Origin of the sequence: Pseudalkalibacillus decolorationis (assembly GCF_024609785.1) — a bacterium.
In the GTDB taxonomy this organism is placed as follows: domain Bacteria; phylum Bacillota; class Bacilli; order Bacillales; family Fictibacillaceae; genus Pseudalkalibacillus; species Pseudalkalibacillus decolorationis.
The window spans coordinates 1-26,477 of the sequence record NZ_JANHJQ010000017.1; the positions used below are offsets into that span (position 1 = coordinate 1).

At 39.6% G+C, this 26,477-nt stretch carries 31 protein-coding genes, 1 other RNA gene and 1 riboswitch; of the genes, 5 read left to right on the plus strand and 27 right to left on the minus strand.

The window, feature by feature from the left end:
- Nucleotides 1-372: 372 nt before the first annotated feature.
- From NON16_RS16055 to NON16_RS16070, 4 genes are all read right to left on the minus strand, one after another.
- The gene (locus NON16_RS16055) at nucleotides 373-681 is read right to left on the minus strand and encodes a hypothetical protein (RefSeq protein ID WP_257350433.1); all 309 of its coding nucleotides are present in this window, start codon (nucleotides 679-681) and stop codon (nucleotides 373-375) included.
- 105 nt (nucleotides 682-786) lie between these two features.
- On the minus strand, nucleotides 787-2,472 hold the full coding sequence (locus NON16_RS16060) for a formate--tetrahydrofolate ligase (RefSeq protein ID WP_257350434.1): 1,686 nt from the start codon (nucleotides 2,470-2,472) through the stop codon (nucleotides 787-789).
- A 24-nt stretch (nucleotides 2,473-2,496) separates the two neighbouring features.
- Nucleotides 2,497-2,646, minus strand: a complete 150-nt coding sequence (locus NON16_RS16065; RefSeq protein ID WP_257350435.1) for a hypothetical protein — start codon at nucleotides 2,644-2,646, stop codon at nucleotides 2,497-2,499.
- A 76-nt stretch (nucleotides 2,647-2,722) separates the two neighbouring features.
- Entirely contained in the window at nucleotides 2,723-3,598 is an 876-nt protein-coding gene (locus NON16_RS16070) for a CvfB family protein (RefSeq protein WP_257350436.1), read from the minus strand.
- 160 nt (nucleotides 3,599-3,758) lie between these two features.
- Here NON16_RS16070 and NON16_RS16075 point away from each other — a divergent pair, with 160 nt between their 5' ends.
- Nucleotides 3,759-4,079: a 2Fe-2S iron-sulfur cluster-binding protein gene (locus tag NON16_RS16075; RefSeq protein WP_257350437.1), complete on the plus strand. Its 321-nt coding sequence runs from the start codon at nucleotides 3,759-3,761 to the stop codon at nucleotides 4,077-4,079.
- 275 nt (nucleotides 4,080-4,354) lie between these two features.
- Here NON16_RS16075 and NON16_RS16080 read toward each other — a convergent pair whose 3' ends face one another.
- From NON16_RS16080 to NON16_RS16090, 3 genes are all read right to left on the minus strand, one after another.
- Nucleotides 4,355-5,029: an HD domain-containing protein gene (locus NON16_RS16080; RefSeq protein WP_257350438.1), complete on the minus strand. Its 675-nt coding sequence runs from the start codon at nucleotides 5,027-5,029 to the stop codon at nucleotides 4,355-4,357.
- Nucleotides 5,030-5,136: 107 nt separating this feature from the next.
- Nucleotides 5,137-5,334 carry a zinc-finger domain-containing protein gene (locus NON16_RS16085; protein WP_257350439.1) on the minus strand — a complete coding sequence of 66 codons (198 nt, stop codon included), beginning with the start codon at nucleotides 5,332-5,334 and terminating at the stop codon, nucleotides 5,137-5,139.
- A 334-nt stretch (nucleotides 5,335-5,668) separates the two neighbouring features.
- Nucleotides 5,669-6,199 (minus strand): type 1 glutamine amidotransferase domain-containing protein, encoded by a 531-nt coding sequence (locus NON16_RS16090; protein ID WP_257350440.1) that lies wholly within the window; start codon nucleotides 6,197-6,199, stop codon nucleotides 5,669-5,671.
- A 151-nt stretch (nucleotides 6,200-6,350) separates the two neighbouring features.
- Between NON16_RS16090 and NON16_RS16095 the strand changes: the two genes are divergently transcribed.
- Complete coding sequence (locus NON16_RS16095) at nucleotides 6,351-6,743, plus strand: reverse transcriptase-like protein (protein WP_257350441.1); 393 nt, start codon at nucleotides 6,351-6,353, stop codon at nucleotides 6,741-6,743.
- Nucleotides 6,744-6,795: 52 nt separating this feature from the next.
- Here NON16_RS16095 and NON16_RS16100 read toward each other — a convergent pair whose 3' ends face one another.
- Together NON16_RS16100 and ssrS are read right to left on the minus strand one after the other, a co-directional pair.
- Nucleotides 6,796-7,674, minus strand: a complete 879-nt coding sequence (locus NON16_RS16100; RefSeq protein ID WP_257350442.1) for a 5'-3' exonuclease — start codon at nucleotides 7,672-7,674, stop codon at nucleotides 6,796-6,798.
- Nucleotides 7,675-7,786: 112 nt separating this feature from the next.
- Nucleotides 7,787-7,968, minus strand: a non-coding RNA gene (gene ssrS, locus NON16_RS16105) — 6S RNA.
- A 185-nt stretch (nucleotides 7,969-8,153) separates the two neighbouring features.
- Nucleotides 8,154-8,238, plus strand: a riboswitch (cyclic di-GMP riboswitch).
- Between the two features lie 35 nt (nucleotides 8,239-8,273).
- On the opposite strand from ssrS, the gene NON16_RS16110 reads away from it, so the two are divergent.
- Together NON16_RS16110 and NON16_RS16115 are read left to right on the plus strand one after the other, a co-directional pair.
- Nucleotides 8,274-8,420: an anti-repressor SinI family protein gene (locus NON16_RS16110; protein ID WP_257350444.1), complete on the plus strand. Its 147-nt coding sequence runs from the start codon at nucleotides 8,274-8,276 to the stop codon at nucleotides 8,418-8,420.
- An 86-nt stretch (nucleotides 8,421-8,506) separates the two neighbouring features.
- Nucleotides 8,507-8,839, plus strand: a complete 333-nt coding sequence (locus NON16_RS16115) for a helix-turn-helix domain-containing protein (protein ID WP_257350445.1) — start codon at nucleotides 8,507-8,509, stop codon at nucleotides 8,837-8,839.
- Nucleotides 8,840-8,872: 33 nt separating this feature from the next.
- Here the strand turns inward: NON16_RS16115 and NON16_RS16120 are convergent, their stop codons facing one another.
- The 8 genes from NON16_RS16120 to NON16_RS16155 form a co-directional block, all read right to left on the minus strand.
- Nucleotides 8,873-9,181, minus strand: coding sequence for a helix-turn-helix domain-containing protein (locus tag NON16_RS16120; protein WP_257350446.1), 309 nt, complete (start codon nucleotides 9,179-9,181; stop codon nucleotides 8,873-8,875).
- Between the two features lie 14 nt (nucleotides 9,182-9,195).
- Nucleotides 9,196-9,447 carry a hypothetical protein gene (locus NON16_RS16125; protein ID WP_257350447.1) on the minus strand — a complete coding sequence of 84 codons (252 nt, stop codon included), beginning with the start codon at nucleotides 9,445-9,447 and terminating at the stop codon, nucleotides 9,196-9,198.
- Between the two features lie 9 nt (nucleotides 9,448-9,456).
- Entirely contained in the window at nucleotides 9,457-10,077 is a 621-nt protein-coding gene (locus NON16_RS16130; RefSeq protein ID WP_257350448.1) for a class D sortase, read from the minus strand.
- Nucleotides 10,078-10,083: 6 nt separating this feature from the next.
- Entirely contained in the window at nucleotides 10,084-10,809 is a 726-nt protein-coding gene (locus NON16_RS16135) for a TasA family protein (protein WP_257350449.1), read from the minus strand.
- A 106-nt stretch (nucleotides 10,810-10,915) separates the two neighbouring features.
- Entirely contained in the window at nucleotides 10,916-11,512 is a 597-nt protein-coding gene (locus tag NON16_RS16140; RefSeq protein ID WP_257350450.1) for a CalY family protein, read from the minus strand.
- A gap of 75 nt (nucleotides 11,513-11,587) precedes the next feature.
- On the minus strand, nucleotides 11,588-12,154 hold the full coding sequence (gene sipW / locus NON16_RS16145) for a signal peptidase I SipW (protein WP_257350451.1): 567 nt from the start codon (nucleotides 12,152-12,154) through the stop codon (nucleotides 11,588-11,590).
- A gap of 5 nt (nucleotides 12,155-12,159) precedes the next feature.
- A complete protein-coding gene (locus tag NON16_RS16150) occupies nucleotides 12,160-12,846 on the minus strand; it encodes a hypothetical protein (protein ID WP_257350452.1) in 687 nt (228 codons plus the stop codon).
- A gap of 344 nt (nucleotides 12,847-13,190) precedes the next feature.
- Entirely contained in the window at nucleotides 13,191-13,322 is a 132-nt protein-coding gene (locus NON16_RS16155; protein WP_257350453.1) for a hypothetical protein, read from the minus strand.
- Nucleotides 13,323-13,418: 96 nt separating this feature from the next.
- On the opposite strand from NON16_RS16155, the gene NON16_RS16160 reads away from it, so the two are divergent.
- Nucleotides 13,419-13,679 carry a DNA alkylation repair protein gene (locus NON16_RS16160; RefSeq protein ID WP_257350454.1) on the plus strand — a complete coding sequence of 87 codons (261 nt, stop codon included), beginning with the start codon at nucleotides 13,419-13,421 and terminating at the stop codon, nucleotides 13,677-13,679.
- 88 nt (nucleotides 13,680-13,767) lie between these two features.
- On the opposite strand, the gene NON16_RS16165 is transcribed toward NON16_RS16160, so the two are convergent.
- The 10 genes from NON16_RS16165 to NON16_RS16210 form a co-directional block, all read right to left on the minus strand.
- Nucleotides 13,768-15,273, minus strand: coding sequence for a hypothetical protein (locus NON16_RS16165; protein WP_257350455.1), 1,506 nt, complete (start codon nucleotides 15,271-15,273; stop codon nucleotides 13,768-13,770).
- A gap of 44 nt (nucleotides 15,274-15,317) precedes the next feature.
- Nucleotides 15,318-16,832, minus strand: a complete 1,515-nt coding sequence (locus NON16_RS16170) for a hypothetical protein (protein WP_257350456.1) — start codon at nucleotides 16,830-16,832, stop codon at nucleotides 15,318-15,320.
- A gap of 659 nt (nucleotides 16,833-17,491) precedes the next feature.
- Complete coding sequence (gene gabT, locus NON16_RS16175) at nucleotides 17,492-18,811, minus strand: 4-aminobutyrate--2-oxoglutarate transaminase (protein ID WP_257350457.1); 1,320 nt, start codon at nucleotides 18,809-18,811, stop codon at nucleotides 17,492-17,494.
- Nucleotides 18,808-20,064, minus strand: a complete 1,257-nt coding sequence (locus NON16_RS16180; protein WP_257350458.1) for a peptidase — start codon at nucleotides 20,062-20,064, stop codon at nucleotides 18,808-18,810. Before NON16_RS16180 ends, gabT begins: the two co-directional genes overlap by 4 nt.
- Nucleotides 20,065-20,192: 128 nt before the next feature.
- On the minus strand, nucleotides 20,193-20,855 hold the full coding sequence (locus tag NON16_RS16185) for a 3-oxoacid CoA-transferase subunit B (protein WP_257350459.1): 663 nt from the start codon (nucleotides 20,853-20,855) through the stop codon (nucleotides 20,193-20,195).
- On the minus strand, nucleotides 20,798-21,529 hold the full coding sequence (locus NON16_RS16190) for a CoA transferase subunit A (RefSeq protein WP_257350542.1): 732 nt from the start codon (nucleotides 21,527-21,529) through the stop codon (nucleotides 20,798-20,800). Before NON16_RS16190 ends, NON16_RS16185 begins: the two co-directional genes overlap by 58 nt.
- 40 nt (nucleotides 21,530-21,569) lie before the next feature.
- Complete coding sequence (locus NON16_RS16195) at nucleotides 21,570-22,940, minus strand: aspartate aminotransferase family protein (protein ID WP_257350460.1); 1,371 nt, start codon at nucleotides 22,938-22,940, stop codon at nucleotides 21,570-21,572.
- 187 nt (nucleotides 22,941-23,127) lie between these two features.
- Entirely contained in the window at nucleotides 23,128-23,400 is a 273-nt protein-coding gene (locus tag NON16_RS16200; RefSeq protein ID WP_257350461.1) for a YokU family protein, read from the minus strand.
- A gap of 11 nt (nucleotides 23,401-23,411) precedes the next feature.
- On the minus strand, nucleotides 23,412-24,806 hold the full coding sequence (kamA, locus tag NON16_RS16205; protein ID WP_257350462.1) for a lysine 2,3-aminomutase: 1,395 nt from the start codon (nucleotides 24,804-24,806) through the stop codon (nucleotides 23,412-23,414).
- Nucleotides 24,807-24,979: 173 nt separating this feature from the next.
- Nucleotides 24,980-26,395, minus strand: coding sequence for a sigma-54 interaction domain-containing protein (locus NON16_RS16210; RefSeq protein WP_257350463.1), 1,416 nt, complete (start codon nucleotides 26,393-26,395; stop codon nucleotides 24,980-24,982).
- Between the last annotated feature and the right edge of the window lie 82 nt (nucleotides 26,396-26,477).

Consider the following 26,477-nt stretch of genomic DNA (forward strand, 5'->3'; position numbering starts at 1 on the left):
TGCTTCGCCGCGCCCCTCATCCGCTACAGCCACCGCAATATTTTTCTTTGAGACGTCTAAACCTACGTACTTTGTGGTATCCTTCATACTAACTAGCTCCTTTCGTAATTATAGCTCTGATTTGGTATGTTGTTGCCTTAAACACAGTATTACCAAATTAACCTACGTTGTTACGAACAGGGGCTAGTTTCGTTCATGATAACTTATGCTTGCGAGTGCAAGCGCTGGAGATTCTGAAACATAACACGCTTTTTGTGTTTGTCGAAGAATTGAAGCGACGATCTGCGCACCTGGGCGCTGCAGCTAGACATCGCATCTATGTAGCAATATTTACCCTTTCTTTACTTCTGAGAAAGAATCAATTTTGAGGGATTAATCGAATGACTTCTTTTCGAAACCATCGAAAATGTCTTCAAGCTCTGTCATAAAATTCAACTGGAGCGGGGCGGGAAGTTTGTTCGATACCCCCTCAATTTCCGGCATGGACTCCAATTGCTCCAACTTGTCTGGTTTCGTTGATAATTGTAAATACCATTTCTTTAGCTCATCAATCATCAAATAAAAGTGACGTTCAAACCGTTCAGCCCACTCTGCACCATCGTCTCCAAAGGTACTTTGCATTTGCTCCCAATCAAATAAAGCCTTATCTAACGCTTGTTCCACGGATGTAAACTCGTTCATGTTTTCTCCTCCGATCTATTAATCTTGTATTTTGCATACGCATAATGGAAAGAAGAGGCTGACTCATATGAATCAACCTCTATCCATTCATTCAGTTATCGTTTCTTAGAACAACCCAACTGCTTTTCCATCGTCAGTAACGTCCATGTTCATTGCAGCAGGTTTCTTCGGTAAACCTGGCATTGTCATTACGTTCCCTGTTATGGCTACGATAAATCCTGCACCTACTGAAGCGCGAAGTTCACGAATCGAAATTTTAAACCCTTCCGGGCGTCCAAGTAGTGTTGGATCATCAGAAAGAGAATATTGTGTTTTGGCCATACAAACAGGTAAGTTACCCCATCCATTCGTTTCAAATTCTTTCATTTGCTTTTTCGCTTTCGTAGATAATTCAATACCATCGCCACCGTACACTTTTTTCACAATCGTATTCATTTTTTCTTCAATTGAAGAATCAAGTTGATACAGTGGTTGATAATTATTTTCTGAAGACTCGACCATATTTACTACTTTCTGTGCAAGTTCTTCTCCACCTTTGCCGCCATCAGCCCATACTTTAGCAACGGCAACTTCTATTCCTTGTTTTTGACACCATTCTTTAACGAATTCAACTTCACGATCCGTATCCTTCACAAAATGGTTGAGTGCTACAACAAAAGGTAATCCAAATGATTGTATTGTTTCAATATGCTTTTGAAGGTTAACCATACCTTTGTCTAATGCTTCCAGATTTTCTTCCCCTAGTTGATCTTTTGGCACTCCACCATGCATTTTTAACGCACGAACTGTTGCCACTACAACAACAAGACCCGGATCGATTTCTCCATAGCGAGCTTTAATATCAAGAAACTTCTCTGCTCCGAGGTCAGCACCAAATCCAGATTCAGTGACGACGTAGTCGCCAAGCTTCGAAGCCATTTTAGTAGCAATGACACTGTTACAGCCATGTGCAATATTCGCAAAAGGACCACCATGGATTAACGCAGGCGTATTTTCTAACGTTTGGACAAGATTTGGATGGAGTGCGTCTTTTAATAGTAAGGTTAGCGCTCCTTCCACTCCAAGGTCTTTAACAGTTACTGGTTTTTTATCTTTGTTATAAGCGATAACCATTTTAGAAAGACGTTCTTTCAAATCGCGTATATTACGTGCAAGACAGAAAATGGCCATAATTTCAGATGCCACGGTAATATCAAATCCGTCTTCACGTGGAACACCTTGAACTGGTCCACCTAGTCCAACAACAACATTTCGGAGTGCACGGTCATTCATATCAACTACACGCTTCCAAACAATCCTTCTTGTATCGATATTCAGTTCATTTCCTTGATGAATGTGATTATCGATTAAAGCAGCGAGTGCGTTGTTAGCAGTAGTAATCGCGTGAAGGTCTCCTGTAAAATGAAGGTTAATTTCCTCCATCGGCATTACTTGTGAATAACCACCACCGGCAGCTCCACCTTTCATACCCATGCTTGGTCCAAGGGATGGTTCTCGCAACGCGATGATTGCCTTCTTCCCAACCCGATTAAGAGCTTGTCCTAATCCCACCGTTACCGTTGATTTACCTTCTCCTGCAGGGGTTGGGTTAATAGAAGTCACAAGAACAACTTTACCTTCTTTTGTATCCTTAAGACGGTCCATTACATCAAGTGAAATCTTTGCTTTGTAACGTCCGTAGGGTTCTAATTCTTCTTCTTTCAAATCCAATTTCATAGCAATTTCTTGGATTGGTAATAAATCCGCCTCTTGGGCAATTTCAATATCAGATTTTACTGCCTTTTCAACCATTCCTTTTCCCCCATTATCTCTTTGTTAATGCGTTTTTATATTGTTTTCAGTTGGTGATATTTCGGGTTCAGGATCGCGCTCCTCGTTTAAACTCGTAACAAGCAGTTGAATCAAAAGAAAAGCAACAATAATCGTCCAAAACCACCATTTTTGCCAGATTGGTTTCGTTCGCATACCTTAACGCCCCTTTATTACGATAACAATTCTCTGAAAAAAATGAAAGCACTTTCACATACAACCTATTCTCAACTTACTTCTTTTCAATTAACCGTGTTCCTTCAGGAGACTGCTCCACTTTTTTCTCTTTTAACAACTTTCCAATCGCTCTTTTAAAAGCAGCCTTTGAAAGATGAAACTGCTCCTTTATTTCATCGGGGGAGGATTTATCATGATAAGGCATAAACCCATCATTTTCAGATAAATAAGCTAGGATTGTCTCAGCATCCTCCCCATAGGCAATTTCTTTAGGTGCTTTCAGGGAAACATTTATTCGTCCATCCTCGCGTATAAATGTAACGCGAACTTTTACTCTTTCGCCGAGTCTTACAATCCTATCTGTTTCATCTTCATGGAGAAAAGCAATATATTGTTCATCTGTAAAAATGAGCACACCGAGCTCACCGTGACGGTACACATAACCTTCCAAGTATTGATTTCGAATCGTATCTGGAGCAGGCTCAGACAACGTTTCAATCTCTTCGCTTGTTGCTAAATCTGCAAAGAGTCGGCCTCTTTTATCAATTTTCATGCCGCAATATAGCTTATCGCCCTCTTGTGGCCATAAGTTCCGATCCGTTTCAAGATCGTCCTTAGATAGCAGTAGATCCTTCTTAATCCCAATGTTCAGGAAAACACCTAAATTATGCTTCACACCCACAACCTCAAGCCATGCAACACTATTTAAATCGATAAATGGCATCGTCATCGTAGCTGCAAGCCTACCTTGATGGTCCTGGTATAGAAATACGTTTACCTTTTGATTTTCTTCAAGTCCTTCAGATGCCTCTAGTTGATGAAGAAAAACCTCATCACGATTCGAGTTCATCAATATGTATCCGATTTCCGTCGTACGTGCCACTGTTAAATGAAGTGTCGTACCCGGTTTCATTGCATTCAAATTCATCATGTAAACATCCTCTTTTTCATTCTTTTTACATATATACTACCCTATTATAACAATTGTTTAGCTAAATAATCTAATCTTGTTGATTATCGTTCCTATCAGCTAGGGTATAGTATAATGTAGATTAGTTATCACGAAAAAATAATTTCAAGGAGGAATTATAATGCCAAAAGTAACAGTGCCTGATCACGGGACATTTGAAGTTGAAGAAGGAAAAAAACTTGTACTTGCTCTCGAAGATAATGGAATTAATATTCTCCATCGTTGTGGCGGAAAAGCTAAATGTACAACTTGCCGAGTCGAAGTCACAGCTGGTGACCTTGGGGCATTGACCGATATCGAAACGGAAGCTTTCTCACGTAAAGGGATCCAAGAAGGACTGAGATTATCCTGTCAAGTCAGGGTGTATGACGATGTTACGGTACAACCCGTGATGACAGAAGGTAATTCAGACCTTGATGCAGGACCCCGCCCAACTGAGTAAGAACGAATATGGGATAAGAAAAGCGCAAGCGCCCTGCTTAGCCACGAAGGTCACTGGAAGACCGACGAGGAGGCTTTTGCCGCCGCAGGAGGCCTGAAGTGATCCAAGTGGTTGGGCGCTGAAGCTGGACATTACATCCATGCCGCAAACTTTTATACTTTCTTAACGTGTAAAGAAAACTTGGCTCAGCCAAGCCTTTGGCGCCAGCTGAGCCTTAGCTGCGCTTATACTATAGAAAGTATTTTTATACTTTCTTATCGTGCTAAAAAACTGACTCAGTGAGTCAGTTTTTCATTTGATCCATCCCCTTGCCACTCTTCTAAAAAATCTTCAACAAACTGTTCGATAACAGTATGCCGCTCTTCAGCAATTTGTAACGCTGTCTCGGTATTGATCCGTGATTTAAGCTTTAATAGCTTTTCATAAAAATGATTCATTGCCGTACTCTTTCCATTTCGGTATTCCTCTTTAGACATTGTTTTCAATCTAGGAGGGATTTTCGGGTCATGCATGGGATGACCTTTTGCACCTGCATACATGAATGTTCTTGCAATGCCTATCGCTCCAAGTGCATCAATCCGATCGGCATCTTGAACAACTTTTCCTTCAATAGTACTCATTCCATGTTGTGAACCGCCTTTAAACGACATTGTGGTTATGATCTCAATAATGTGGATACAATCCGACTTAGCCACACCTAATTCATTTAATAACTCTTCCACTCCTATAACCGCTTGTTCTTCATCATCAACAATTTTATCATCGATCACATCATGAAGAAGCGCAGCAGCTTCACAAATGAACCGATTAGCTTGTTCCTTTTCAGAGATAGTAATCGCAAGTTTCCGAACACGTTCAATGTGGAACCAGTCATGCCCTGAAGTATCATCTTGTAGTTTTTCCTTCACATAGTCCTCAATCTGTTTTAAAATTTCCGTTATCGTGTGCATTCTTTTCCCCCAGTTAAATACTAAAACAGCATCTCCTGAGAAATGCTGTGCCAAATCATACTTATATACTCTACACAAAAGTTATTTTACCATCTGGCTCAGGAAAATCAGTTGTTCTCTGTTTGCTTTGTAAGTAGTGCTACTCCAAGTGTTTGAAGGCGTTGCCCGATCGAACAATCCCGATTACAAAACCGTTGTGCATACTTCTTTCCATAATCTTTTCGGAACGCATCACGAACAAAACAATCTCGACAATACGTATTTAACGTCCATTCAATTTCCTCTGTCACAACCCTTCGTTCCATACGATTCACTCCTGGTAAAATATTAACTATAGTATCTCATATAATAACTATTTTATTGCAAAATCATTTATTTTCTACTCTAAAGTTTGCCACAGTTAAGGAGCCAGAAATCCTCTAACGATAAGAGGGAATCTGGCCCGAAAATACAAAAAAGTTTTTTGTTGCGAATAACGCTTAGCACATCTAACCAGAGCGCTTCCGCTTTTCTATGATGTCTAGCTTCAGCGCCCAGGTGCGCAGATCGTCGCTTCAATTCTTCCACAAACACAATAAGCGTGTTATGTTGCAGAATCTCCAGCGCTTGTCACACCTAACCAGGGCGCTTCCGCTTTTCTTATTTCGATTTGTTTTCTAAGACGTTTATTAATTCACGTAAATAATCAGGTAGATCGGGTGGCCGTCTACTTGAAACAATATGCCCATCAACAACTACTGCATCGTCTGTCCAGTCTGCCCCTGCATTTGTCATGTCATCTTTAATTCCAGGTGTACTGGTAACTCTTTTTCCACTTAGGATCCCAGCAGAAATCAAAACCCATCCAGCATGGCATATTTGGCCGATTATCTGCTTTTGATCGTTCATATATTGGATGATTTCAATCACCTTTTTGTCTCTTCGAAGTTTATCCGGGGCCCATCCACCAGGAACAAGTACTGCATCATATTCATAGAAGTTCACATCATTATAGCTATAATCGGAAACAATCGGAACACCGTATTTCCCTACATATTCCTTATTCTCTTGGTCGCCAACTACATGAACAGTCGCACCCTCTTCACGTAGTCGTAGCACAGGATACCACATCTCAAGATCTTCAAAATCGTTTTCAACGAAGGCAATGACTCTTTTATCAGACAGTTTCATTATGAGAACCTCCCTATTTCTAATATAGATTCGTTACCGATATCCATTACAAGTCGGTTAGGAATTCCTACCTTAATGGGTATCGTAGTCCTATTCCCGTTATGTATGCTATTATAACGTTAGCATTTTGAATTTAAGTAGGTGAATAACATTGATTCAGATCTATACTGATGGTGCTAGCTCAGGCAATCCAGGTCCGTCTGGTGCTGGCGTATTTATAAAAGGGCTTCCCACTGGTGCGGAGTTCTATTCCATTCCACTCGGTGTGATGAGCAATCACGAGGCCGAGTATTACGCATTGATTCACGCCTTAACGATTTGTGTAGAAAAAGGATACAAAGTGGTTTCATTTCGGACCGATTCCCAACTCGTTGAGCAAGCCGTTGAAAAAGAATACGTTAAAAAGAACCTTTATCAACCACTTCTTCAACAAATTCTTATACTGAAGGATCAGCTTGACCTCTTTTTCATAAAATGGATACCGAGCTCACAAAATAAGAATGCCGATGCGTTGGCTAGAAAAGCCATACAGCTAAATGTTTAAATAATGACTAGAAGTTCCTATAGGTACCATGTCAGGTTTTTCGGGTTACCTATTATGACATTCGAATGCGCAATTCTAGTCGTTCAATCTCTTCCTGTAGCCGTTCACGATCAAGCTTCAGTGAATAACCATCCCAAGGCGATTCCATCAGGACTGGAATATCTGTATAAATCGTGACAAGCTCTTTACTCAAAAACGCCAAATCTCTACCTTCTGCTATCTTTTTCCGATACCGTTTAAATAGCGGGTCAAGCTCTTCCTCCTCATAAATCGCTTCAACATTGCCATATTGCTGGATCAGTGGAAGAGCAGCTTTTTCCCCTACACCATATACTCCAGGTATGTTGTCACTCTTATCACCAAGCAATGCTTTCACATCAATCCATTGTGAAGGCTGAATACCGTACTCCTCGTTAAAATGCTTTAATGTGTACGCATTTTCTTCCCTCTTTTTCGCGATGATCTGAGATACGCTCCCTGTTATAAGTTGGAGTAAATCACGGTCATTACTATAAATAAAACAATCGCCATCCATTTCATCCGACCATCGACGGGAGAGTGTCCCTATAATATCATCCGCCTCATACGGACTCAAAGTCAACTGCGTAACTCCGACCACATCAAACAGTTCCGTCAACGTATTATACTGTTGAATCAATGGCTCGGGAAGATCATTCCGTGTATTCTTATAATCCGGAAATCTTTGTTTACGGATTGTTTCTTCACGTTTCACATCCCAGGCAATCAGGATGTGTGAAGGCTCGTACTTTTCCAAGAGATTCAACAACTTCTGAACATTTACTCGCAAAGCATTTGTATATAAACCTGTACTGTTTCTAGGTAGCTCATGGTCCTCTTTTCCATAGCTTGTAGCAAAATAACAACGGCTCAATAAGTTAAAGCCATCGATCAATAATAATCGGTTCCCCATTTGATTTACCCCCATCACAGATAATCAATCTAGTATTATTTTAACACATTCCCAAATAAATAAGAGAGACTGACTCGTCGATGAAACGAATCAGCCTCTGTATTAAATAGTTATGTAACCCGCACTTGCCGTGGCACTTCATGACTCATAAACCTACTTTTTTGCAGGTGGGTACCCGCATCAATCCGTTCGTCTTCCACTCAAGGCGGCTTGACGTCAGGGTTGAAATTTAAGGTTCCCTTTGTCATGGTATCGGTTTAAGACATAAACGTGCCACTAACAATGCAGGAACTTAATTATAACTGGAAAGTAGTATTTTTGTAAAGACAGCAGCACCACACTATTATTTTCCTTTTATTCGGGTATATTGTTGCAAACAATGGATAATTCGACAAAAAAAGATGGTATTTTTTTCAAATTACTACAAACTTCTAAGGAAAAAAGAACTATGATTAATACTATGATAAAAATTAGTCACCTCTTGTTAAAGGCAAACTCGTCGAAAGACTTGGACGCAAAGTCACGGATTTAAAATCTAAGGACTATGATAGTTGGACTACCCTGGGGCAAGTTATTCTATGATGGAGGGATAATCGGGTATGGAAAAAGGGGTCAAAGAGAATCATTTAGATAGCGAATGGATTGAACTTATGAAGGTCGCAAAACAAGCAGGATTGACGAAAAATGAAATAAGGGAATATTTCCAGAATCACTTCTCTTTGAAAACTATAGCACCAAAGGCGTAATTGTCTAATACATAAGGTGTTTCCAGACTTTTTATGGTATAATAGCAACACTAAAGAACTGTCATATGACCTGAAGGAGTTCAAAAATGATTGGAGAACGTCTTAAACATTACAGAAACAAAAAAGGGATTTCTCTGTCAGAGCTTGCTGATCGTGCAGGTGTTGCAAAGTCATATTTAAGTACAATCGAACGAAATGTCCAATCAAATCCATCCATCCAATTTTTGGAAAAGATTTCAAACGTATTAAATGTCCCTGTCGATACGTTGTTGCATGACCCAGTTGATCGTGAAACAGATGATTTAGACAACGATTGGCTTGATCTTGTGCAAGAGGCGATGCAATCCGGCGTATCGAAGGATGAATTCAAGAGCTTTCTTGAGTATAATAAATGGAAGAAACAGCAGGACAACAAATAAAGCACTAGTCGCGGTATGAACTGGACAGTGCTTTTATTTGATTCCATATGTCATGTGTTGATGTTGAAGGAAGTTTCGCACATCCTCTCTCGATAGTCCTAATCTCCTCGCTTCATCCATCAATCGAATCCACTCTGGATCAATGTACAAGTCCCCCATCTCAAAAACATCCATATCCAGTTCTTGTGCAATTTTTACCATTTTAAAAAAAGAAGGATTCGGTATTTTTCCATTCTCCAAATTAAGGATATATGCTTCAGAAACCTGGACACGCTTTGCTAATTCGATTACAGACAACTTATATTCCATTCTCAATTGTCGAACTATATCCCCAAGGTACAACGTCAAGTCCCCTTTCATGTTGAGAAATCAATCAATGTACCCACCTTTAACTCTCTGAACAAGATATCATCATCAGGTACATACATTTTGGGAGCTCGAATTGCCTTTTCTAATTTCTCAATAGCAGCTTTCGTATATGCATATGGACAATTGCCTACGACTTGATAATCAATACGAAGCTGGCCAACATTTTCATGTAAATGCGTTAAACAAATTTTCCGGTTATTTATAAACGAAATATAATCCCCAGTAATACGTCGAATCAAATTATTCACCTACTTGATATAATTTTCCAAACTCGCTTGGACAATCAACCGATGGGTAGGATCTTTCATCGGCTCACACGTAATTAGTGTTAATACACTTTTGTCTTGCTTTGATTTAAGAATAGATGTGTCCTCTGGAAGAACGATTGTGGTATTAAAAACAACGTATCTATATGTACCCTCTCTAGTTGTAATGTTAATTTCATCCCCAACGACAATTTCATCAAGCCGGTTAAAATCTTTTCCGTATGTGTAGCTACGGTGAGCTGCTACTGCTGCATTTCCTTGTTCGCCAATTTGTCCTGTTCCTTCTAGGTGGCCTGCAGCATTTTTCATATTTTCAAGGGTGGCTCCCTCAACGATCGGCATCCTTAAATCGATCTGGGGTATTTCAATTTTTCCAATTAGTTCACCTGAGGAGAGAGCCTCTGTTTCTTCCTGTACTGGCTTCTTTTTAGTGTGAAATACGTCATTTAATGATGTATAACTAAGCTTCGCATCTTGTGAAATTTCCTCCCAATCCCCGAGTAGTTCCTCCTGATGGTTCAAACTATACTGAGCTTTAATGACAGGAAAGGCTGCAACTACAATACCAACGATGATCAAAAAAAGTGAGAAAATCACTTTCATATGCAACTACCTTTTAACCTTAAATCTAGGGCGATCACCATTAAATCTCTTGCTAAGTACCCCTACACCAACCCCTGCTATCATCATTCCTGATAAGTAGTACCAGATTGGATTCGATTCACCTGTTTGTGGGAGACTACCACCTTCTGTTGAATCAGAACTTTCGTCTTGATCATCATCTGTCTGATTGTCCCCAGGCGGATTACTATTTTCATCATCTTCAGTATCAGTAGGAGGTTCTTCTGTATTTCCATTACCTCTAGCAGTAAAAACAAGGTCAAATGCAGTTTCTAACCCTTGAAATTCGTTTCCTGATTCAGGTGGAAACGAAACAGTTACGACTAACTCGTCCCGATCATGATGGGCTAATTTCTTTTCTATTAGTTGGTCAAATTCACTTAGTTTTCCTTTGAATAATACGGTACCATTCTTATCCTCAACATTTATTAATAATTGCTCATAAAGCTTTTTAGATCCATCTTTAAAAGAAGCTAACGTCGTATAACTAAAATCCACATTCCCATCGTTCTTAACAGTTAATTTGCGCTCTGCCCAATCACCTGGCTTAAGGTTTTTCAAATCGAAAAGATAGCTTGAAGGTGACGTACTAATATCTAACACTGGCGAGCTTTTATCAGCACCTGTTGACATGATCGGTTTATACACAACGAATGCCAACATAAAGACGCTATACAAGCATATGATTGTCATGAACACTTTTTTAATTCTCATGAACATTACTCCTCTATTTAATTTTTGGCAAAGGAGCTTCATAGTTTAAGATCATAAAAGAAATGAGGAGGTGAGATTATCCCACCTCCCCTTGTTGGAAAATTGATTATTTTTCTTCACCAGCTGTTTGGCTACCAACGAAATCCCATACCAGTTGTAAAGAATCTCCTTGGAATTCGTTTTGATCTGCACCGTTATCTACGAATTCGAATTGGACGTAAAGCAAGTCACTTGATCCCGCTACTAAGCCTTCACTACCCCACTCGTCACCGAACATGTGTTCGAATTGAGCTTTTACAGCTTCTGATGACATCGCTTTAAGATCAGCAAGTGTTGTAGACCAAACTGGAACATCTAGCTTATCAACATTGAACATAAAGTTTACTCGTATGTGTTCGCCAAAGTCACCAACATTATCACCCGCAGCATCCGTTACCGAGTAATCCGTGTTTACCACAACATTTTTAATGTCTAGTGAACCTCCATTAACAAGTTCAAAAGATCGAAGCATTGTATCACCAGGTTTGATATTATCCACATTTATGATTTCTTGTGGATCAACGGATAGATCCAATGTACCTGCTGCAAATGTATTCGTTGATGTTGCAGTATCACTAAAGTACGCATACGTTCCTCCCCCTACTAATGCTAAACCTAGTGCTGCAGATGCTACACCCATACCTAACTTCTTCTTAATACTCATAACCTTTTTCCTCCTTTACCCTAGTGGGTATGTAAAGTTTTTATTTGAATCCGCACATGCGGAAATTCAACCCATTTAATTACTTGAAGATGTTTCTTCTTTTTTTGGAATATCAATCTCTTTAATCGATTTCCAAATTGTAAATACCGAATAGATGATTAGTAGAATCCCTGGTATTACTAGTAGAATCGCTGTGCCAATTTTCGAATTCGCAAAGTTCATGAAGTAGCCTACGAACGGGATCGTGAATCCTTCATATTTGGCAACAACATTTTCTGCTAACACTGGCTCTAAATCGGCACCGTCATTGTTGTCACCTTTCGTAATGTATTGAACGTGGTTCCCGCTGTTTTTCACTTCGATAATCCTATGAGTGATAAGCGTTTCAGCATTTTCCTTAAAAGTGATGATGTCGCCTTTTTTAAGTTTTTGTTTATCGATAGTAGGATCGACTGCAATAATCGAACCAGTATCAAAGGTGGGTTCCATCGATCCAGACAAGACGGATTTCAATTGGTAGCCATAAAAATTTGGTTCTCCACCTGATGCTTTAGAGCTGACGACCATAAAGATCATGACTACAAACACTGCAATTAAAACCCAGGATGTGATATTGCTAACCCATTTTAATACCTTTTTCATGTACATCACTCCGTAGTTTTTGATGTGGAATCATCAGATTGATTATTTTTGTTTGGTTGTGACTTTTTTGGTTTTTCACCGGTTTCGTTTGCTCCAGGTGCGGGTTTAACTTCGGAAGTTTTCGCTTCTTCACTTGGACTCTCTTCTTCAGATTCTTCGGTCGATTGATCTTCCTCAACTTCTGTAGGTGGTTCACTTTCAGTAGACGAATCATTTTCAGCTGGTGGCTGTTCTGGCTCCTCTGTTTTTTCATTCTTCTCTATGTTATCTTGCTGTTTATCACTAGACTTGGATTCAGCGTCCTGCGGGCTACTCTTTCCTTTATCTTTGTCTGAACAAGGTGCGTTCGTGTGGTCATCACAATCATCTTTGTTATGGCCGGGATTATCTGGATCTGTCTGTTCTCCAGTATCTTCATCACCGTCTTCAGGGTCATTTCCTATTCCTGCATTGTCTTTACACACATCCTTGTGTGACTTCTTATAATCTTTGTCAGCACAAAAGTCAGCAGCGGCTGTGATCCTACCTTGTAAATTGCTAGAATCACTGAAATAAGAATAGGTACTTTGAACGGTAAAACCGAAAAGAAAGAAAATAAGGAGTGCGAGTGTAAAGTTTAGGAAGACATTGTACTTCCTCTTTCTTGATGAGCCTTTTCTAGTTCTCTTTTTCCGACTTGGGAATTCTGTCAATCATTTCACCTACTTATCTATTAGATTTTACTGAGTAGGTCCGTTATGTTCTATTGTTTGTTCTTTTTAACGAACATCTTATAATTGGAGTATAAACCGTTATAACGAACAAAAAAAGCATGAAAAACAATCATATTGTTCCATTTAAAGAACTTAAGGATATGTTACCTTCTATTTTCTTCTTTTTTCTTAGTTTTTTAAAATTTTTGGTTCTTTAGAACGAACAATAAAAAACACCAATCCTTATCGGATCAGCGTTTTCAGAGATTGGATATTTTTGTCTTGCTTTTAAGTTGTGTATCTAAGGTACTACAATGTTTCTTTTTTACTAGAACAAGCTTCTCCTACTCACTTTCCATCTTCTTCTGTTCAACTTCTGCATAGCTGTTGTTCTCTGCTTGTTCTGAACGTTTTTGCATTTCTTTTGCATTGTTATTTCGTTGTGCGTTTGCATTACCCTTCTTTTGTTTACCCATTTCAATTCCTCCTACTTCGGTTTCTTTTTAATATGTACTGTTTTCAATTCATAATTCATCCAATTTTGGTAAAGCTATAGGCAGGAGGTGTTCAACATGAGTGGACCATACTTATGTCCGAACTGCACAACAAACAGAACTCGATTCAACATGATCGAACAGATTCCGAAGGCAATTAAAATGGATCCTGAGTCTGGTGAGGTTGTTCAGGAATACACGAATGACAATCTGGATGCATTCCATATCCCGTATAAAGGCTCTCATTACCGAGTTCAATGTGGAGCATGCGGACTGATCGAAAATGAAGAAACGTTTAAAGCTCGTGCAAGTTCATCGAAAAATCCGTTTTTATCATGACAAAAGCACCCTAAGCAGGTGCTTTTGCTTTTTATTTAAAAGTTGGAGTGTCAAGCTCACCTTTCGAAATATAAAGACCCTAGGTGCCTTAATCAATAGTTGGTCGTTCAAAGGTGATTTGATTTTTTGAAAAGGTTTGTATTTCCGGAATATTTAATAGTTTGACATGAATTTCATCAGTTTGCTTAAATTGTTTTGCTTTAAATCCATAGTATAGTGATTTCCCTCTTTTTGTTGATAAGCCATAATTCTTCTCAATTTTTAATGGTGTCCCATTCCTATCTGTCACTTCCAGCATCGGTTGATTTCCAGCCCGATATTTTTTAGGTATCTTTTCCTTTTGTTCTTTCGTCATAAACCATATATCTACGTATCGTTTGTTCTTATTGTTCACGTAAAGTTCGTAGCCAACAGTTCTGCCTTTTTTCACTAATTTTTTGAGTACAAACTCATTCTCCCCATAATTTCCAACTTTGTGGTCAATTAGAAGTTGTGTGGTATTGGCAATTGGATTTGCAGCTTTATCCTTTACTACTTTTTTGAATGAATGAAGTTCCTTCGCAGTTATCGTAAATTTAATCTCTTTTTCTGATGGATTGATACCGTTGATTAGCTGGATGTTTAATTTATTATCCCCGGCTATTGGTTCCATGTTGGGTACAATCAAATAAAACTCACCGTTCCCATTCTGTAAAAGTCCTGAAGTGTGCACATAATCATTTATTTTAAAAGTGATTTTCTGAAACGTTTCACTTTGATTTGGAAACTCCAAATACAATCGGCTATTCTTTAAATACACATCTAAACGCTTAAACAAAACGTGATTTCCACTTCCGATATCCACTTTTTTATTTAATTTTATTGACTTAAGAACCTTATTCCTTTTACCTAAATCCATATGAAATGTGATATCATCGACCTTTGTTGCAGATTTTTCCTTTGTAATATGAACGAGTTCAATTTCTTCAAAGCTTACATCCTCAATTAACCGAATAGCATCCTCAGTAGATTTTAACTGATCTTCGTCTTTAACCCAATTTGTAAGTGTCTGATTGGTCTGCTCGGTTTTCTTTGTATCGATCCATATCATTCGGTACAACCGATTCTCATAAACAATCCCTTCACTAACCCACCTGTATGGACTATTTGAAATGGACACATCAATTCCTAGCTCGAGGGGATCTTTCCCTTTTGCTTGTAACGAAATCCGATTCATCGACAAATATGGGACTGACCCTGGCTTTTTGTCATCAGGTAAGAGATTTAGGCTGTATGTTACTAAAAAGCCAAGATTATCCTCCCATACCTTTTCGATTCTAAGTTTTCTATTGCTCTCTAATATTGAAACTTCAACGTGATCTAAATCGGTTGCAAAATCATGCTCATAAACCTTTTTTAAAGTCTCTGAATCGTAAAACTTCATTCCAGCAATCAGTTTCTTTTCAAGGGCTTCTTTAGATTCAACAACGTTAAATGCATCTGTATCAACTGCGAATGACGTCTCCTCGTTATGCTTAAACCATTCACTAATCAAGAAAAATACGGCAATCATAGTAATAACAAGGAACACCTTTAGCCCTTTTTTACCTCTCACGTAAAAAATCCCCTTTTTATTATAAATGCAGAATCACTTGTCTTTTAATTATCCGGTTGAAATTTATCCGGCACCTTGATTTTCACTTCATTTTCCTCAATATGAAGGCTTTCCGGAAGTTGGAACAGTCGGATATTAATTTCATTTAAGTTCATAAATTGATCTTTATTTAAACCTAAAACATCAACCCCGTTTCTACCAAATTGCTCTTCAGTCGGAATTGGTTCACCTTCCTGATCAGTTAGTTCAAAAAAACTAAAAGGGTAGGTCTGTTCAAATGATGGATGTTGTTTTAACTGTTCTTGATAACGAGTATAATCCTGGAAATTAACACCATAAGAGTGATCGGATTCCTGCTCGACCTTAATCTCGATTCCGACATAATTCTGTCCTAATCCTTGAGGTGACATGGCAAGTTGGTATAACGTATAATCTGTTCCCCCTACAGAGCCTATTTTACGATCGAAGGGTAAGGTTAGATCTTGCTTTTCTGTCATTTTTTTCTTAAACGCTTCCAATTCAGGTTGTTTAATGACGGTTGTTAACTCTTTTTCACTATGAAATACTGCCTTTTTAAATTCGATATTATATTGGGATAGCTGTTGACTCGGATCAAAGGGAAGGTGGACAAAAGTTCTTCCTTCCTCATCTTCGGCAATGATTAATTCATGAAACGTTTTGTTTAACATGACTTGAAACTTATTCAAGTTGTTTTGAGATGGATTTGCTTCAAAATATAATCGTTGATAATTTAACCCAAAGATAAGTTTTTTTATCTCAATTGCAGTGTTATTCTCAAGCTGAATGGTTTTGTTAATGGGAACGGACGCCAACGGCTTTGTCTGACTTGAGAAATCGACATTCAATGGAATATCTTCAATTACGATCCCTCTCTCAGAACCATCTACTAATTTAGCGTCGTTAATGGCCACACTATCGACTTGAGCGAATGCTTCATCGAAGTTAAACATTCCCTTTTCTTTGTCTTCAATCCAACCCAAGAATTTCTCCATGACCATTTCATTCAATTGCGGACTGAACCATAAGGCACGATATAATCGACCATCCAATACGACCCCTTCACTTAGTTCAGTAAATCCATTCTGTCCATGGAGTAGGTGCTGTACATCCAGCCTGATCGCTTTCTCCTTATCGTTATGTAATGTGAGTCCTTCAAAATTTAAAGAAGGGATCTCATCCGGCTTTTCATCCCCTGGCAATAGGTTCATACTATACAATAAGTAAAAGCTGAAGTTATCATTCCACATTTCATGGAATTGAACATCACGATTCAGCTCCATGACTGTAATCTTTTCCTCTTCAAATGAATCCATTAAGTTATAGTGATAAACACTTTTCAAAATATGTGCTTGATAATCATCCATATATCCAAGTAAAATCTTATGTAACTCGTCTTTGGATTTGGCAACCTCAAATACTTCTTCATTTACGGAAACCGCTGATTTTCCGTTTTCCTGAAACCGTTCTGCTATGTAAAAGAAACCGATTACAACTAGTATAATTGCGATGAATCTTACCCCTTGTTTTTTCTTTTTCATGACAACCCCCTTATCTTTTCATCGTACCATAATTTTCTTCACCTGGGAGTTAATCTGTAAGAATTTTGGGATAATTCATATAAAGAAAACTTGGCTAGCGCCACGCCTTAGCGCTGGCGATCGCCTTAGTTGCGCTTATACTATAGAAAGTATTTTTATACTTTCTTAACGTGTGTCCCGAATTTTCTAGTTGAATTGTTCTCAGTACGGATAGATTCCAGGTTTTCCGGATGAATTATTCTCAATGCGGATGGATTCCAGGTTTTCCAGATGAATTATTCTCAATGCGGATGATTTCTGTAAACTCCGGATGATTTCTATTAAGAATAGCTGTTAATTTGCATGTTTTTCATTAAATGTGATCTTCTTGTACTCTTGAAGAATACTCATTGCTACTTTTAAGGCTAAATGGCTTTAAACAGATCTCTAAAATGTACAATCACCAAGTCTAAAGACCATTTCGAATCAAAAGTTATCCACAGCTTAAGGATTTTATAGTTTTCTGTAGTTTTCAAAACAACAAGAAAAGCGCAATCGCCCTGTTCAGCCCTGAAGGTCACAGAAGGCTAGACAGTACATCTATACAACAAAAATTTTATGCTTATCTCCGTAAAAAGAACCACTCAAGATATAAATTACTCTTAAGCGGTTCTGTTGTACTAGCTCGTAATCGTTTGTTGGAGTTCTTGAAGTTGCTTCTCCATTCGATTTAACCCTTCGTCCAGTTGTTCATCAGTGATTACAAGGGGTGAAAGGATTCTCACAATATTACTGTATAACCCTGCTCCCATAATCGCAACACCGTTCTTGTTGCATTGTGAAGTGAATTGCTTGGTTAAGATCGGATCGGGTTCCTTCGTTAATGGATCTTTCACAAATTCCATCGCACACATTGCTCCTAGTCCGCGTATATCGCCAATGAACGAGTATTCTTTTTTCCATTGCTTAAAGCGGTCCATAATCCTCTGACCAATCATGTTGGCGCGGTGTAAGAGATTATCTTCTTCAATAGTCTCAATTACCTTTAAAGCAGCAACACATCCGAGTGGACTTCCTCCATACGTTCCGCCGATTTCACCAGGATTGGGAGCATCCATTATCTCAGACCTGCCTGTTACTGCACTAATCGGCAGCCCAGCAGCGATCGATTTTGACATTGTCATTAGATCTGGATGGACACCGAAGTGTTCTGTTGCGAACATTTTTCCTGTTCGGCCAAATCCAGTCTGAATTTCGTCCATGATCATAACAATTCCATATTGATCACAGATTTCACGAATGCCTTGCACAAACCGTGTAGATGGAATTACAAATCCACCTTCACCTTGCACGGGTTCAAGAATGATCGCTGCAACTTCCTCTACCGGAACCTCTGAAAGAAAGAAGTCTTCAAATTCTCTAAGGATGGCTTCATCAACTTCCTCTGGAGTTCGCTCATCACGATAATAATATGGGTAAGACATTTTATAGGTATCTGGTGCAAAAGGACCGAAACCGAATTTATACGGCTTTACTTTACTAGTTAAACTCATCGCAAGCAATGTCCTGCCGTGGAAACCACGATCAAATGAAATAATCGCTTTTTTACCCGTGTACTTACGAGCAATTTTAACCGCATTCTCAACCGCTTCAGCTCCACTATTTAAAAAGAACGTCTTTTTCGGAAATTCACCTGGTGTAATTCGATTTAAGGTTTCTGCAAGTTCTACATATGGTTCATACATCATGACGTGGAAGCATGGGTGAATATATCGGTCAAGTTGTTCCTTTAACGCTTCAACGACCTTCGGAGGGCAGTGACCCGTATTTAGCGTTCCAATCGCCCCCGCAAAATCAATAAATTCATTCCCATCTACATCCTTCATTAAAGCTCCGTTTGCTTCTTCAACAAATGAAAGAATCGTATTAAATGGCCCGCGGGGTACATTTTCTTCCTTTCGTTTTAAAAGTTCTTCAGCTTTTGGTCCAGGATAGTTCATAGGTTATCCCCTCCACACCAGTCATAGATTACTAAGGTGAAAATTTGAGCAGCTTCGAAAATTTTATCAATTTCGATGTATTCATTTGGGTAATGTGCAACAGAGGTTACACCTGGTCCAATAACAATTGACGGGGTATTGCCGACTTGTGTAAGAAGACCACCATCCGTTCCCCATGGTGATGCTTCAATGACAGGCTCTTTTCGAGTGACTTCTTTAAATCGATTTTGTAAGATTCCCATCAACTCATGCTCTACATCGATTGCTCCTGGTAGCCATTGTGCACCGAACCATTCGATTTTCAATGGGTGATCGTTGAGCCATTCATCATCAATCTCAGCTAAAACACGTTCGAATTCTACTTTTACCTCTTCTAAACTTTCTTCAGGACCAACTCCAATTCTGCCTTCAATAGTAACTTCATCCGGAACAGATGATGGCCAACTACCACCATTGATCGTTCCAATATTGATAGGCAACGGAATCGGAGTGTTTTTGTATAGAGGACTCGTAACCCTACTATTACGAACGTGTTCAAGTTGTTGGATCTTTTTAACGACAAGCATAACTTTTTCAATGGAGCTAACACCTTCATATCGCGTACCGCCATGTGCAGCTCTTCCGACTACATTCACACGAAACCACATTGAGCCTTGTTGTGATGGGAATATTTTCATATTGGTCGGTTCTGGAATAAGTGCGGCATCTGCTGTGTGCCCCCGAAGTATTGCTGCTAATGTACCTGCACCGCCGCTCTCCTCTTCTATAACACTATGAAAAAGAACATCCCCTTTAAGGGAAACACCTAAATCTTTTAAACATTGCAGGGCAAGCAGGAGCGAGAGATTGCCCCCCTTCATATCGGTAACTCCTCTACCATACATTTTGCCATCTTTAATGTGTCCACTGTATGGATCTTGCTCCCATTGGTTTAGATCACCTGAAGGGACAACGTCAATATGCCCATTTAATACAAGGGATTTCCCACCACCCGTACCTTCCCATTTCCCGACAACGTTTGGACTTTTGGAAAAGTCTTTTCGGGTCGCACAAAAATATGGGTGATTTAAGAACTCCTCGTCGTCCGGAACCCAATAATCAACCTCTAAACCCATTTCAATTAACCGGTCCCTTACAAGCTTTTGGACACCTTCTTCTTGCCCCTGCACACTTCCCTCTTGGACGAGTTTTTGTAGGAATGAGATTGCTTCTTCCCGATTAAGTTCCATCCATTTCCAAACCTTTTCTCGCATGGTATCCCCTCCCTTTATGTAAAGAAAACTTGGTAAGGACGAACGCAGTGAAGACCGAACCTTAGTTGCCCTTATACTTGGTTCCAAGGTCAAGCTTTGGTACAGACTGAGCCTAATAAAAACTGGGGCTAAGAATTAATCGAGAGCATTGTACTCACCTTAAAGTCCGCATCCGTTGCTTGTTCAATTTCTTCTAGGGTATATGGACTCATTATTTCAATTAATTCTAGACCGTCCACGTTTATTTGGAACACAGCCATTTCAGTTATAATCATGTTTGCACCTTTTTGTACGGTTAAGGGAAGGGTGCAGTGCTCAACTATTTTGGATGCCCCGTCCTTATTTGTATGATTCATAAGGATGATTACCTTTTTTGCCTTTTGAGCAAGATCAATCGCACCACCCATCCCTGGTACTCGTTTTCCAGGTACAATCCAGTTGGCAATATCTCCATATTCACTTACTTCAAGAGCTCCTAAAATAGTCAAATCAAGATAACCTTTGCGTATAATCCCAAATGCAGTAGCACTGTCAAAATAAGATGCCCCTTCGTTGAGCGTTACTGGATACCCCCCCGCATTCGAAAGATGTCCATCTTCTGTACCTGGATCGGGGGAAGGACCCATTCCTAAAATTCCATTTTCCGTATGAAGCATAACCCCTAATTCTGGTTTCAAATAGTCACCTACAAGTGTTGGAATTCCTATTCCGAGGTTGACGACCATTCCTTTTGTTATTTCTTGCGCAGCGCGTTTGGCGATACGTCCTCTCGTTTCAGCTCCCAAACCCATTTCCAGTCCACCCCTTTGCTTGGTACAATATAATCCACAAACACCCCAGGAGTTACGATACACTCAGGGTCAAGTTCACCCGTTTCAACAATTCGTTCAACTTCCACAATGGTAATATCACCAGCCGTTGCAACAAGTGGATTTGTATTCCGTGCGCTTTTATCGAAGGTTAAATTCCCATATCGATCTGCTTCTTTCGCAAACACGATCGCTACATCTGCAGTGAGTGCGGGTTCAATCATATAAGGTCGGTTCTCTAGTGTGACTTGCTGTTTTTCTTTTTCCACACGTGTACCAAGTCCTACATCAACAAGAATACCCCCAAGTCCCATACCTCCAGCCCGGATCTTCTCGGCCAGAGTTCCCTGCGGGTAAAATTCTACATCGAGTTCACCGTCGTGCATCTGTTTACCGGCTTCAGGATTTGAACCAATATGAGAAGCAATGAGTGATTTCACCCTTTTTTCAGTAATTAATTTCCCGGGTCCAATCCAAGGAAAACCGACATCATTTGATATAAGCTTTATGTCTGTGATACCTAGGTCAAGAATCAAATTGACAAGGGTAGGAGGTGCACCTACACCACCGAATCCGCCGCACATCAACGTCATACCATTTTGAAAATGATCGGTGATCTGTTCATAACTTACAACTTTTGCAGGAATATCGTGCATCAAGTGCGCATCCCCCTTCTTCTAATTTTCAAACACCGTATTAGCTGATCGACCGGTGGTGAAGCAGTCCTTCTTGATCAAGCTCAAAGCTGATTTCTGCAACCGCTTTCTCGAGAGTTGAGACGAGAACCCGTATTTCTTCTTTAGTAATCGTTAGCGGAGGAGCAATAATAACTGAATCACCTGACGTACCGTTAATTCCTCCAACTGCTGGGTATACGATTAACCCTTTTTCAAAACATCGTTTAATCATTCGCTCTGTTACAAAGGTATGAATTGGGAAGCATTCCTTCGTATCTGGATTACTAATAAATTCAAGCCCCCACATCATACCAAGGCCTCGCAAGTCACCAATAAGTGGGTATTTATGTTGTAATTGCCTAAGCTCTTGTTCCAAGATCGGGACATTGAAAGTGGATAAATCAATCACTTGATGCGCTTCCATATAATTAAGGACAGCTAGTGCAATCGCTGCTGATTGAGGGTTACCACTCAACGTATGCCCACTCATTATTACTTTTGAACCACTATTGATTGTGCTAATAATGTGCTCAGAAATCATCGTTGCACCAATGGGTGTATACCCCCCGCTTAAGCCTTTTCCAATCGCCATAATATCGGGTTCGATGCCCCAATGGTCCATTGCAAACGCTTTTCCTGTACGCCCAAAGCCTGTCATCACTTCATCGGCAATTAAAAGCACCTCATATTTATCACAAATTTCTTTTATTCGTGCATAATATGGTTCAGGCGGTACAATTGCCCCACCGGCTGCACCGATAATGGGCTCAAATACAAAGGCTGCCACTTTATCCGGACCAATGCGTTGGATTGCTGTTTCAAGCTCATTGGCACACTTCATACCGCAAGATGGATACGTATCGTAAAATGGACACTGATAACAGTATGGTGGTGAAACAAGTGGGTAATCTGCTAGTAAAGACGAAAACCGGTTTCGACGAAGAACATGACCGGACATCGAAAGAGCACCAAGAGTAATTCCATGATAACTGGTCCACCTTGATATAACACGGTCTTTTTCCTTACGTCCCTTTTCCTGCCAGTATTGAACAGCAATTTTCAATGCCGTTTCCATTGCTTCTGATCCACTATTTACAAAAAATACATAATTTAAATCTCCGGGTGCAATTTGTGAAAGCTTTGAAGCTAATTCCTCCGCAGGGCGATTGGTAAACTGAGAACGGTAAACAAATGAAATCTTTTCAGCTTGTTCCTTCATCGCCTCGATTATTTCTGTAACACCATGCCCAATATTGGCTGTGACCGCTCCTGATGCTCCGTCCAAATATCGGTTTCCTTCCGTATCGTATAAATAGATTCCTTTCCCATATGAAACTTCTGGGTATTGAGCTCCAAGTAAAGGTTTAATGAGATGTGATTGGTTGGCCATGGCGGATGACACCTCTTTTCTGTTTATGTTGATATTCAAGGGTCTGACTCTTAATGGGAATACTTATAGGGGTCTGACTCCTCCACTGACTCTTTAGTTGGAGGAAGTCTGACTCCCTACAATAGAGAAAATCCCATGGTGAGGCGATCTGACCACCTGTTTAAATCAACAACTCATGATAGATACGTTATGCTTTAAAATAATTTCGTTGTAGTAATCGTGGTTGCTCCATAAGAACACTATATGAAATAGAATTCGGTAAGAGCTTAGTGTTGATTAGCATTAATTGATCCTCTATATCATCAATTAATGTTTCCTCCTGATAGATCATCCCACAATCGGGACACGCTACTGAGGGCATTTCTGTAATTTCAATTGCCCGGGTTCCATCAGGCAGTTCCCAATAACACGTTTTCTTATCTTGATAGGCTTCGTTGGAACCACACCACATACAATGCATTCAATCCCTCCTTAATCTCCTGCCGTCTTCTTTTTCTGTTCAGCTTGCCATTTTCGTTCAATCATTTCGTCACGTTTGGTTCGTTTATCTTTTAAAGAACTGTGTTCAGTGTCTGTTTCATAGGTTTTACGACGATTGAAACGTTGTAGTCCTTCTGGCACAAGGTTGAATGCCTCATCCTTCATTAATCCTGCTACACCGATCGATTTCGGTTTTTCAGTAATCTCATATACTTCATCAAAGTATGCATCAGCGCGTCCTGGAACGTACTCCTGTGGTTCTGGATATGTTGTAATTACGCCCTCAAAATTACGTAGTACAACCTTATCGGCACTTTGTGAAATCATATAATTTGGCTGTAAGGAGATTTTTCCTCCTCCACCAGGTGCATCACATACGAACGTTGGGACTGCGTACCCAGAAGTGTGACCGCGAAGGGCTTCAATAATCTCTAGTCCTTTTGAAACCGGTGCTCTAAAGTGTCCAATACCTTCTGATAGATCACATTGGTAAATATAATATGGACGTACACGAATTTTGACAAGATCATGCATCAATTTTTTCATAATATGTGTACTGTCGTTTATTCCAGCAAGGATAACCGCCTGATTTCCTAATGGTACTCCAGCATCGGCAAGCATTTCACAAGCCTTTTTGGATTCTTCGGTAATTTCAATCGATGTATTAAAATGTGTATTCAGCCAAACAGGATGGTATTTCTTAAGAATGTTGCACAAATTCTCTGTAATTCGTTGAGGGAACACGACAGGTGCACGAGTTCCGATCCGTATAATTTCCACATGTGGGATTGCCCTTAAGTTTTTCAATACATATTCAACAATGTTGTCATTAATTAAAAGTCCGTCTCCACCTGAAATTAATACATCTCGAACTTCAGGTGTCTCAGCAATGTAGTTAATTGCAGCATCGAGCTGTTTCTTTGGAACACCCATTCCAATTTGTCCAGAGAAGCGGCGCCGCGTACAGTAACGACAATACATCGAACACTGATTCGTAACGAGGAACAAAACACGATCAGGGTACCGATGTGTCAGACCTGGTACGGGTGAATCTTCATCTTCATGGAGCGGATCTTCTAAATCATATTTCGTTTTGTTAATTTCTGCAGAAATCGGCACGGACTGCATACGAACCGGGCAACGAGGGTCATCTGGGTTCATTAATGACGCATAATAGGGTGTAATGTTCAGCGGGATTGTCTTTGTTGAGATGCGCACACCGTCTTCTTCATCAGGTGTAAGATTAATGACCTTTTTCAAATCGTCAACCGTTCGGATTGTGTTTGTAAGCTGCCAGAGCCAATCATTCCATTGCTCTTCCGTTACATCTTTCCACAACTCAATGTCCTTCCAATGGCGTGTTGGTTTATAAATAGATTGAAGCATGTCATTCCCCCTATTTTTTAGTCTCACCCTGAATAATGCAAGTTTTGTGCCAATTTTAATTATTCTGTATAATAAGTGGCTAATTTACTATATGAGTGGACGTATATAAAGGGTGAATGACTAATCAAAAGGAATTTAAGAAGGTTTTTATCCAGTTATAGAGAAAATACCGCCTAATTTTCGGCAGTGCTTTTATGACTGAACTTTGAGATTTTGTATTGCAGCGTTTGTCTAGGTATTTTCAAAAGCTTGGCCGCACGTTGAATGTTTCCATCTGTTGTTTGCAATGCTTTTTGTATCCATTTTTCCTCTGTGTCAGAAATCGCTTCCCTTAAGGACGGTATAGACGTATCATCATTAACCGGTTCAGATGTTTCGATCAAATGAATTGGCAAATGCTCAATCATTAACGTGTTCCCTTCAATTACATTTAGCGCCGACTCGATTGCGTGCTCAAGCTCTCTGACATTCCCCGGCCAATTGTATTGTTCGAAAAGTTTCTTAACCTCATCAGAGACATGCGTGACTAATTTTCCAAGTTTAAAATTATAACGTTGAACAAAATGATCTATTAAAAGCGGCAGATCTTCCTTTCGCTTACACAATGGCGGTATTTTAAAATAAACGACATTAAGACGATAATATAAATCCTTTCTAAGTGTTTGTTCCTCAATACAGATTTTCGGATCTTCATTCATTGCCACGATTACACGAACATCCACTTTTTTCTCTGATGTACTTCCAACTCTGCGAATTTTTCCATTCTGTAATGATCGGAGAATCTTTGCCTGAGTTTCGAGTGGCATCGAGTTAAGTTCATCCAAAAATAAAGTACCTCCATCGGCGAGCTCAAATAAACCTGGTCGTTCAACAGCACCCGTATAGCTTCCTTTAGATGTTCCAAATAATATACTTTCTAACAAAGAGGATGGTATAGCTGCACAGTTTTGAGCGATAAACGAACGTTTTCTACGATCTGATGCATTGTGGATAGCTTCAACAAGCAATTCTTTCCCCGTTCCCGTAGCACCGTAAATCATTATAGGGGACGATGATTCTGCTGCTTTCAACGCTTTTTCTTTTATTTTGTTGAATTCATTATTATTCGTCAGGATGTCTGTCATTCGAAAATTTGTACCATTTTCATATACCTCTGACTTTTTATTCACATGATTATCATTCACTCTCGCTTCTAAATCGAGAAGTTTCCATGACAATTGTTGAATTTTCGTGAAGTCTTTAGCGATTTCCACGGCTCCAACTACTTCATGATCGACCACAATCGGTAAGGTTGTGTTTACAGTCTCAATTAATTTACCTTTCACATTTGGATACCGTTGATGTTGATTGAAAATGGGTTCTCCTGTTTCCATTACTTTTAGAAGGGTACTTGTTTCTTTTGAAAAGGTCGGGAAGACATCCAACAAATGTTTGCCTAATACATCAAGAACGTCAACCCCATCATGACTCGCTGCAATTTCATTATAAAAGACGGTGGTCCCTTCAGCATTTATTACATGAATGCCTTCATCGATAGAACTTAGAATGGCTTGTAACATTTCCTTTGTATTGGTCACATCAAGTAGCATTCTTTCTCCTCCTGATCAAGCTGCCCAATTTTTGTCATGACGTGCTGATTTTTCGGCACCTTTTCCTACACGTTTAAAAAGT

Bases quoted from the DNA above. Each gene is read 5' to 3' on its own strand.
- NON16_RS16055 (WP_257350433.1), bottom strand. From the start codon at position 681: ATGAACGAGTTTACATCCGTGGAACAAGCGTTAGATAAGGCTTTATTT.
- NON16_RS16060 (WP_257350434.1), bottom strand. From the start codon at position 2,472: ATGGTTGAAAAGGCAGTAAAATCTGATATTGAAATTGCCCAAGAGGCG.
- NON16_RS16065 (WP_257350435.1), bottom strand. From the start codon at position 2,646: ATGCGAACGAAACCAATCTGGCAAAAATGGTGGTTTTGGACGATTATT.
- NON16_RS16070 (WP_257350436.1), bottom strand. From the start codon at position 3,598: ATGATGAATTTGAATGCAATGAAACCGGGTACGACACTTCATTTAACA.
- NON16_RS16075 (WP_257350437.1), top strand. From the start codon at position 3,759: ATGCCAAAAGTAACAGTGCCTGATCACGGGACATTTGAAGTTGAAGAA.
- NON16_RS16080 (WP_257350438.1), bottom strand. From the start codon at position 5,029: ATGCACACGATAACGGAAATTTTAAAACAGATTGAGGACTATGTGAAG.
- NON16_RS16085 (WP_257350439.1), bottom strand. From the start codon at position 5,334: ATGGAACGAAGGGTTGTGACAGAGGAAATTGAATGGACGTTAAATACG.
- NON16_RS16090 (WP_257350440.1), bottom strand. From the start codon at position 6,199: ATGAAACTGTCTGATAAAAGAGTCATTGCCTTCGTTGAAAACGATTTT.
- NON16_RS16100 (WP_257350442.1), bottom strand. From the start codon at position 7,674: ATGGGGAACCGATTATTATTGATCGATGGCTTTAACTTATTGAGCCGT.
- NON16_RS16110 (WP_257350444.1), top strand. From the start codon at position 8,274: ATGGAAAAAGGGGTCAAAGAGAATCATTTAGATAGCGAATGGATTGAA.
- NON16_RS16115 (WP_257350445.1), top strand. From the start codon at position 8,507: ATGATTGGAGAACGTCTTAAACATTACAGAAACAAAAAAGGGATTTCT.
- NON16_RS16130 (WP_257350448.1), bottom strand. From the start codon at position 10,077: ATGAAAGTGATTTTCTCACTTTTTTTGATCATCGTTGGTATTGTAGTT.
- NON16_RS16135 (WP_257350449.1), bottom strand. From the start codon at position 10,809: ATGAGAATTAAAAAAGTGTTCATGACAATCATATGCTTGTATAGCGTC.
- NON16_RS16140 (WP_257350450.1), bottom strand. From the start codon at position 11,512: ATGAGTATTAAGAAGAAGTTAGGTATGGGTGTAGCATCTGCAGCACTA.
- sipW (WP_257350451.1), bottom strand. From the start codon at position 12,154: ATGAAAAAGGTATTAAAATGGGTTAGCAATATCACATCCTGGGTTTTA.
- NON16_RS16155 (WP_257350453.1), bottom strand. From the start codon at position 13,322: ATGGGTAAACAAAAGAAGGGTAATGCAAACGCACAACGAAATAACAAT.
- NON16_RS16160 (WP_257350454.1), top strand. From the start codon at position 13,419: ATGAGTGGACCATACTTATGTCCGAACTGCACAACAAACAGAACTCGA.
- NON16_RS16170 (WP_257350456.1), bottom strand. From the start codon at position 16,832: ATGAAAAAGAAAAAACAAGGGGTAAGATTCATCGCAATTATACTAGTT.
- gabT (WP_257350457.1), bottom strand. From the start codon at position 18,811: ATGAACTATCCTGGACCAAAAGCTGAAGAACTTTTAAAACGAAAGGAA.
- NON16_RS16180 (WP_257350458.1), bottom strand. From the start codon at position 20,064: ATGCGAGAAAAGGTTTGGAAATGGATGGAACTTAATCGGGAAGAAGCA.
- NON16_RS16185 (WP_257350459.1), bottom strand. From the start codon at position 20,855: ATGGGTTTGGGAGCTGAAACGAGAGGACGTATCGCCAAACGCGCTGCG.
- NON16_RS16190 (WP_257350542.1), bottom strand. From the start codon at position 21,529: ATGCACGATATTCCTGCAAAAGTTGTAAGTTATGAACAGATCACCGAT.
- NON16_RS16195 (WP_257350460.1), bottom strand. From the start codon at position 22,940: ATGGCCAACCAATCACATCTCATTAAACCTTTACTTGGAGCTCAATAC.
- NON16_RS16200 (WP_257350461.1), bottom strand. From the start codon at position 23,400: ATGCATTGTATGTGGTGTGGTTCCAACGAAGCCTATCAAGATAAGAAA.
- kamA (WP_257350462.1), bottom strand. From the start codon at position 24,806: ATGCTTCAATCTATTTATAAACCAACACGCCATTGGAAGGACATTGAG.
- NON16_RS16210 (WP_257350463.1), bottom strand. From the start codon at position 26,395: ATGCTACTTGATGTGACCAATACAAAGGAAATGTTACAAGCCATTCTA.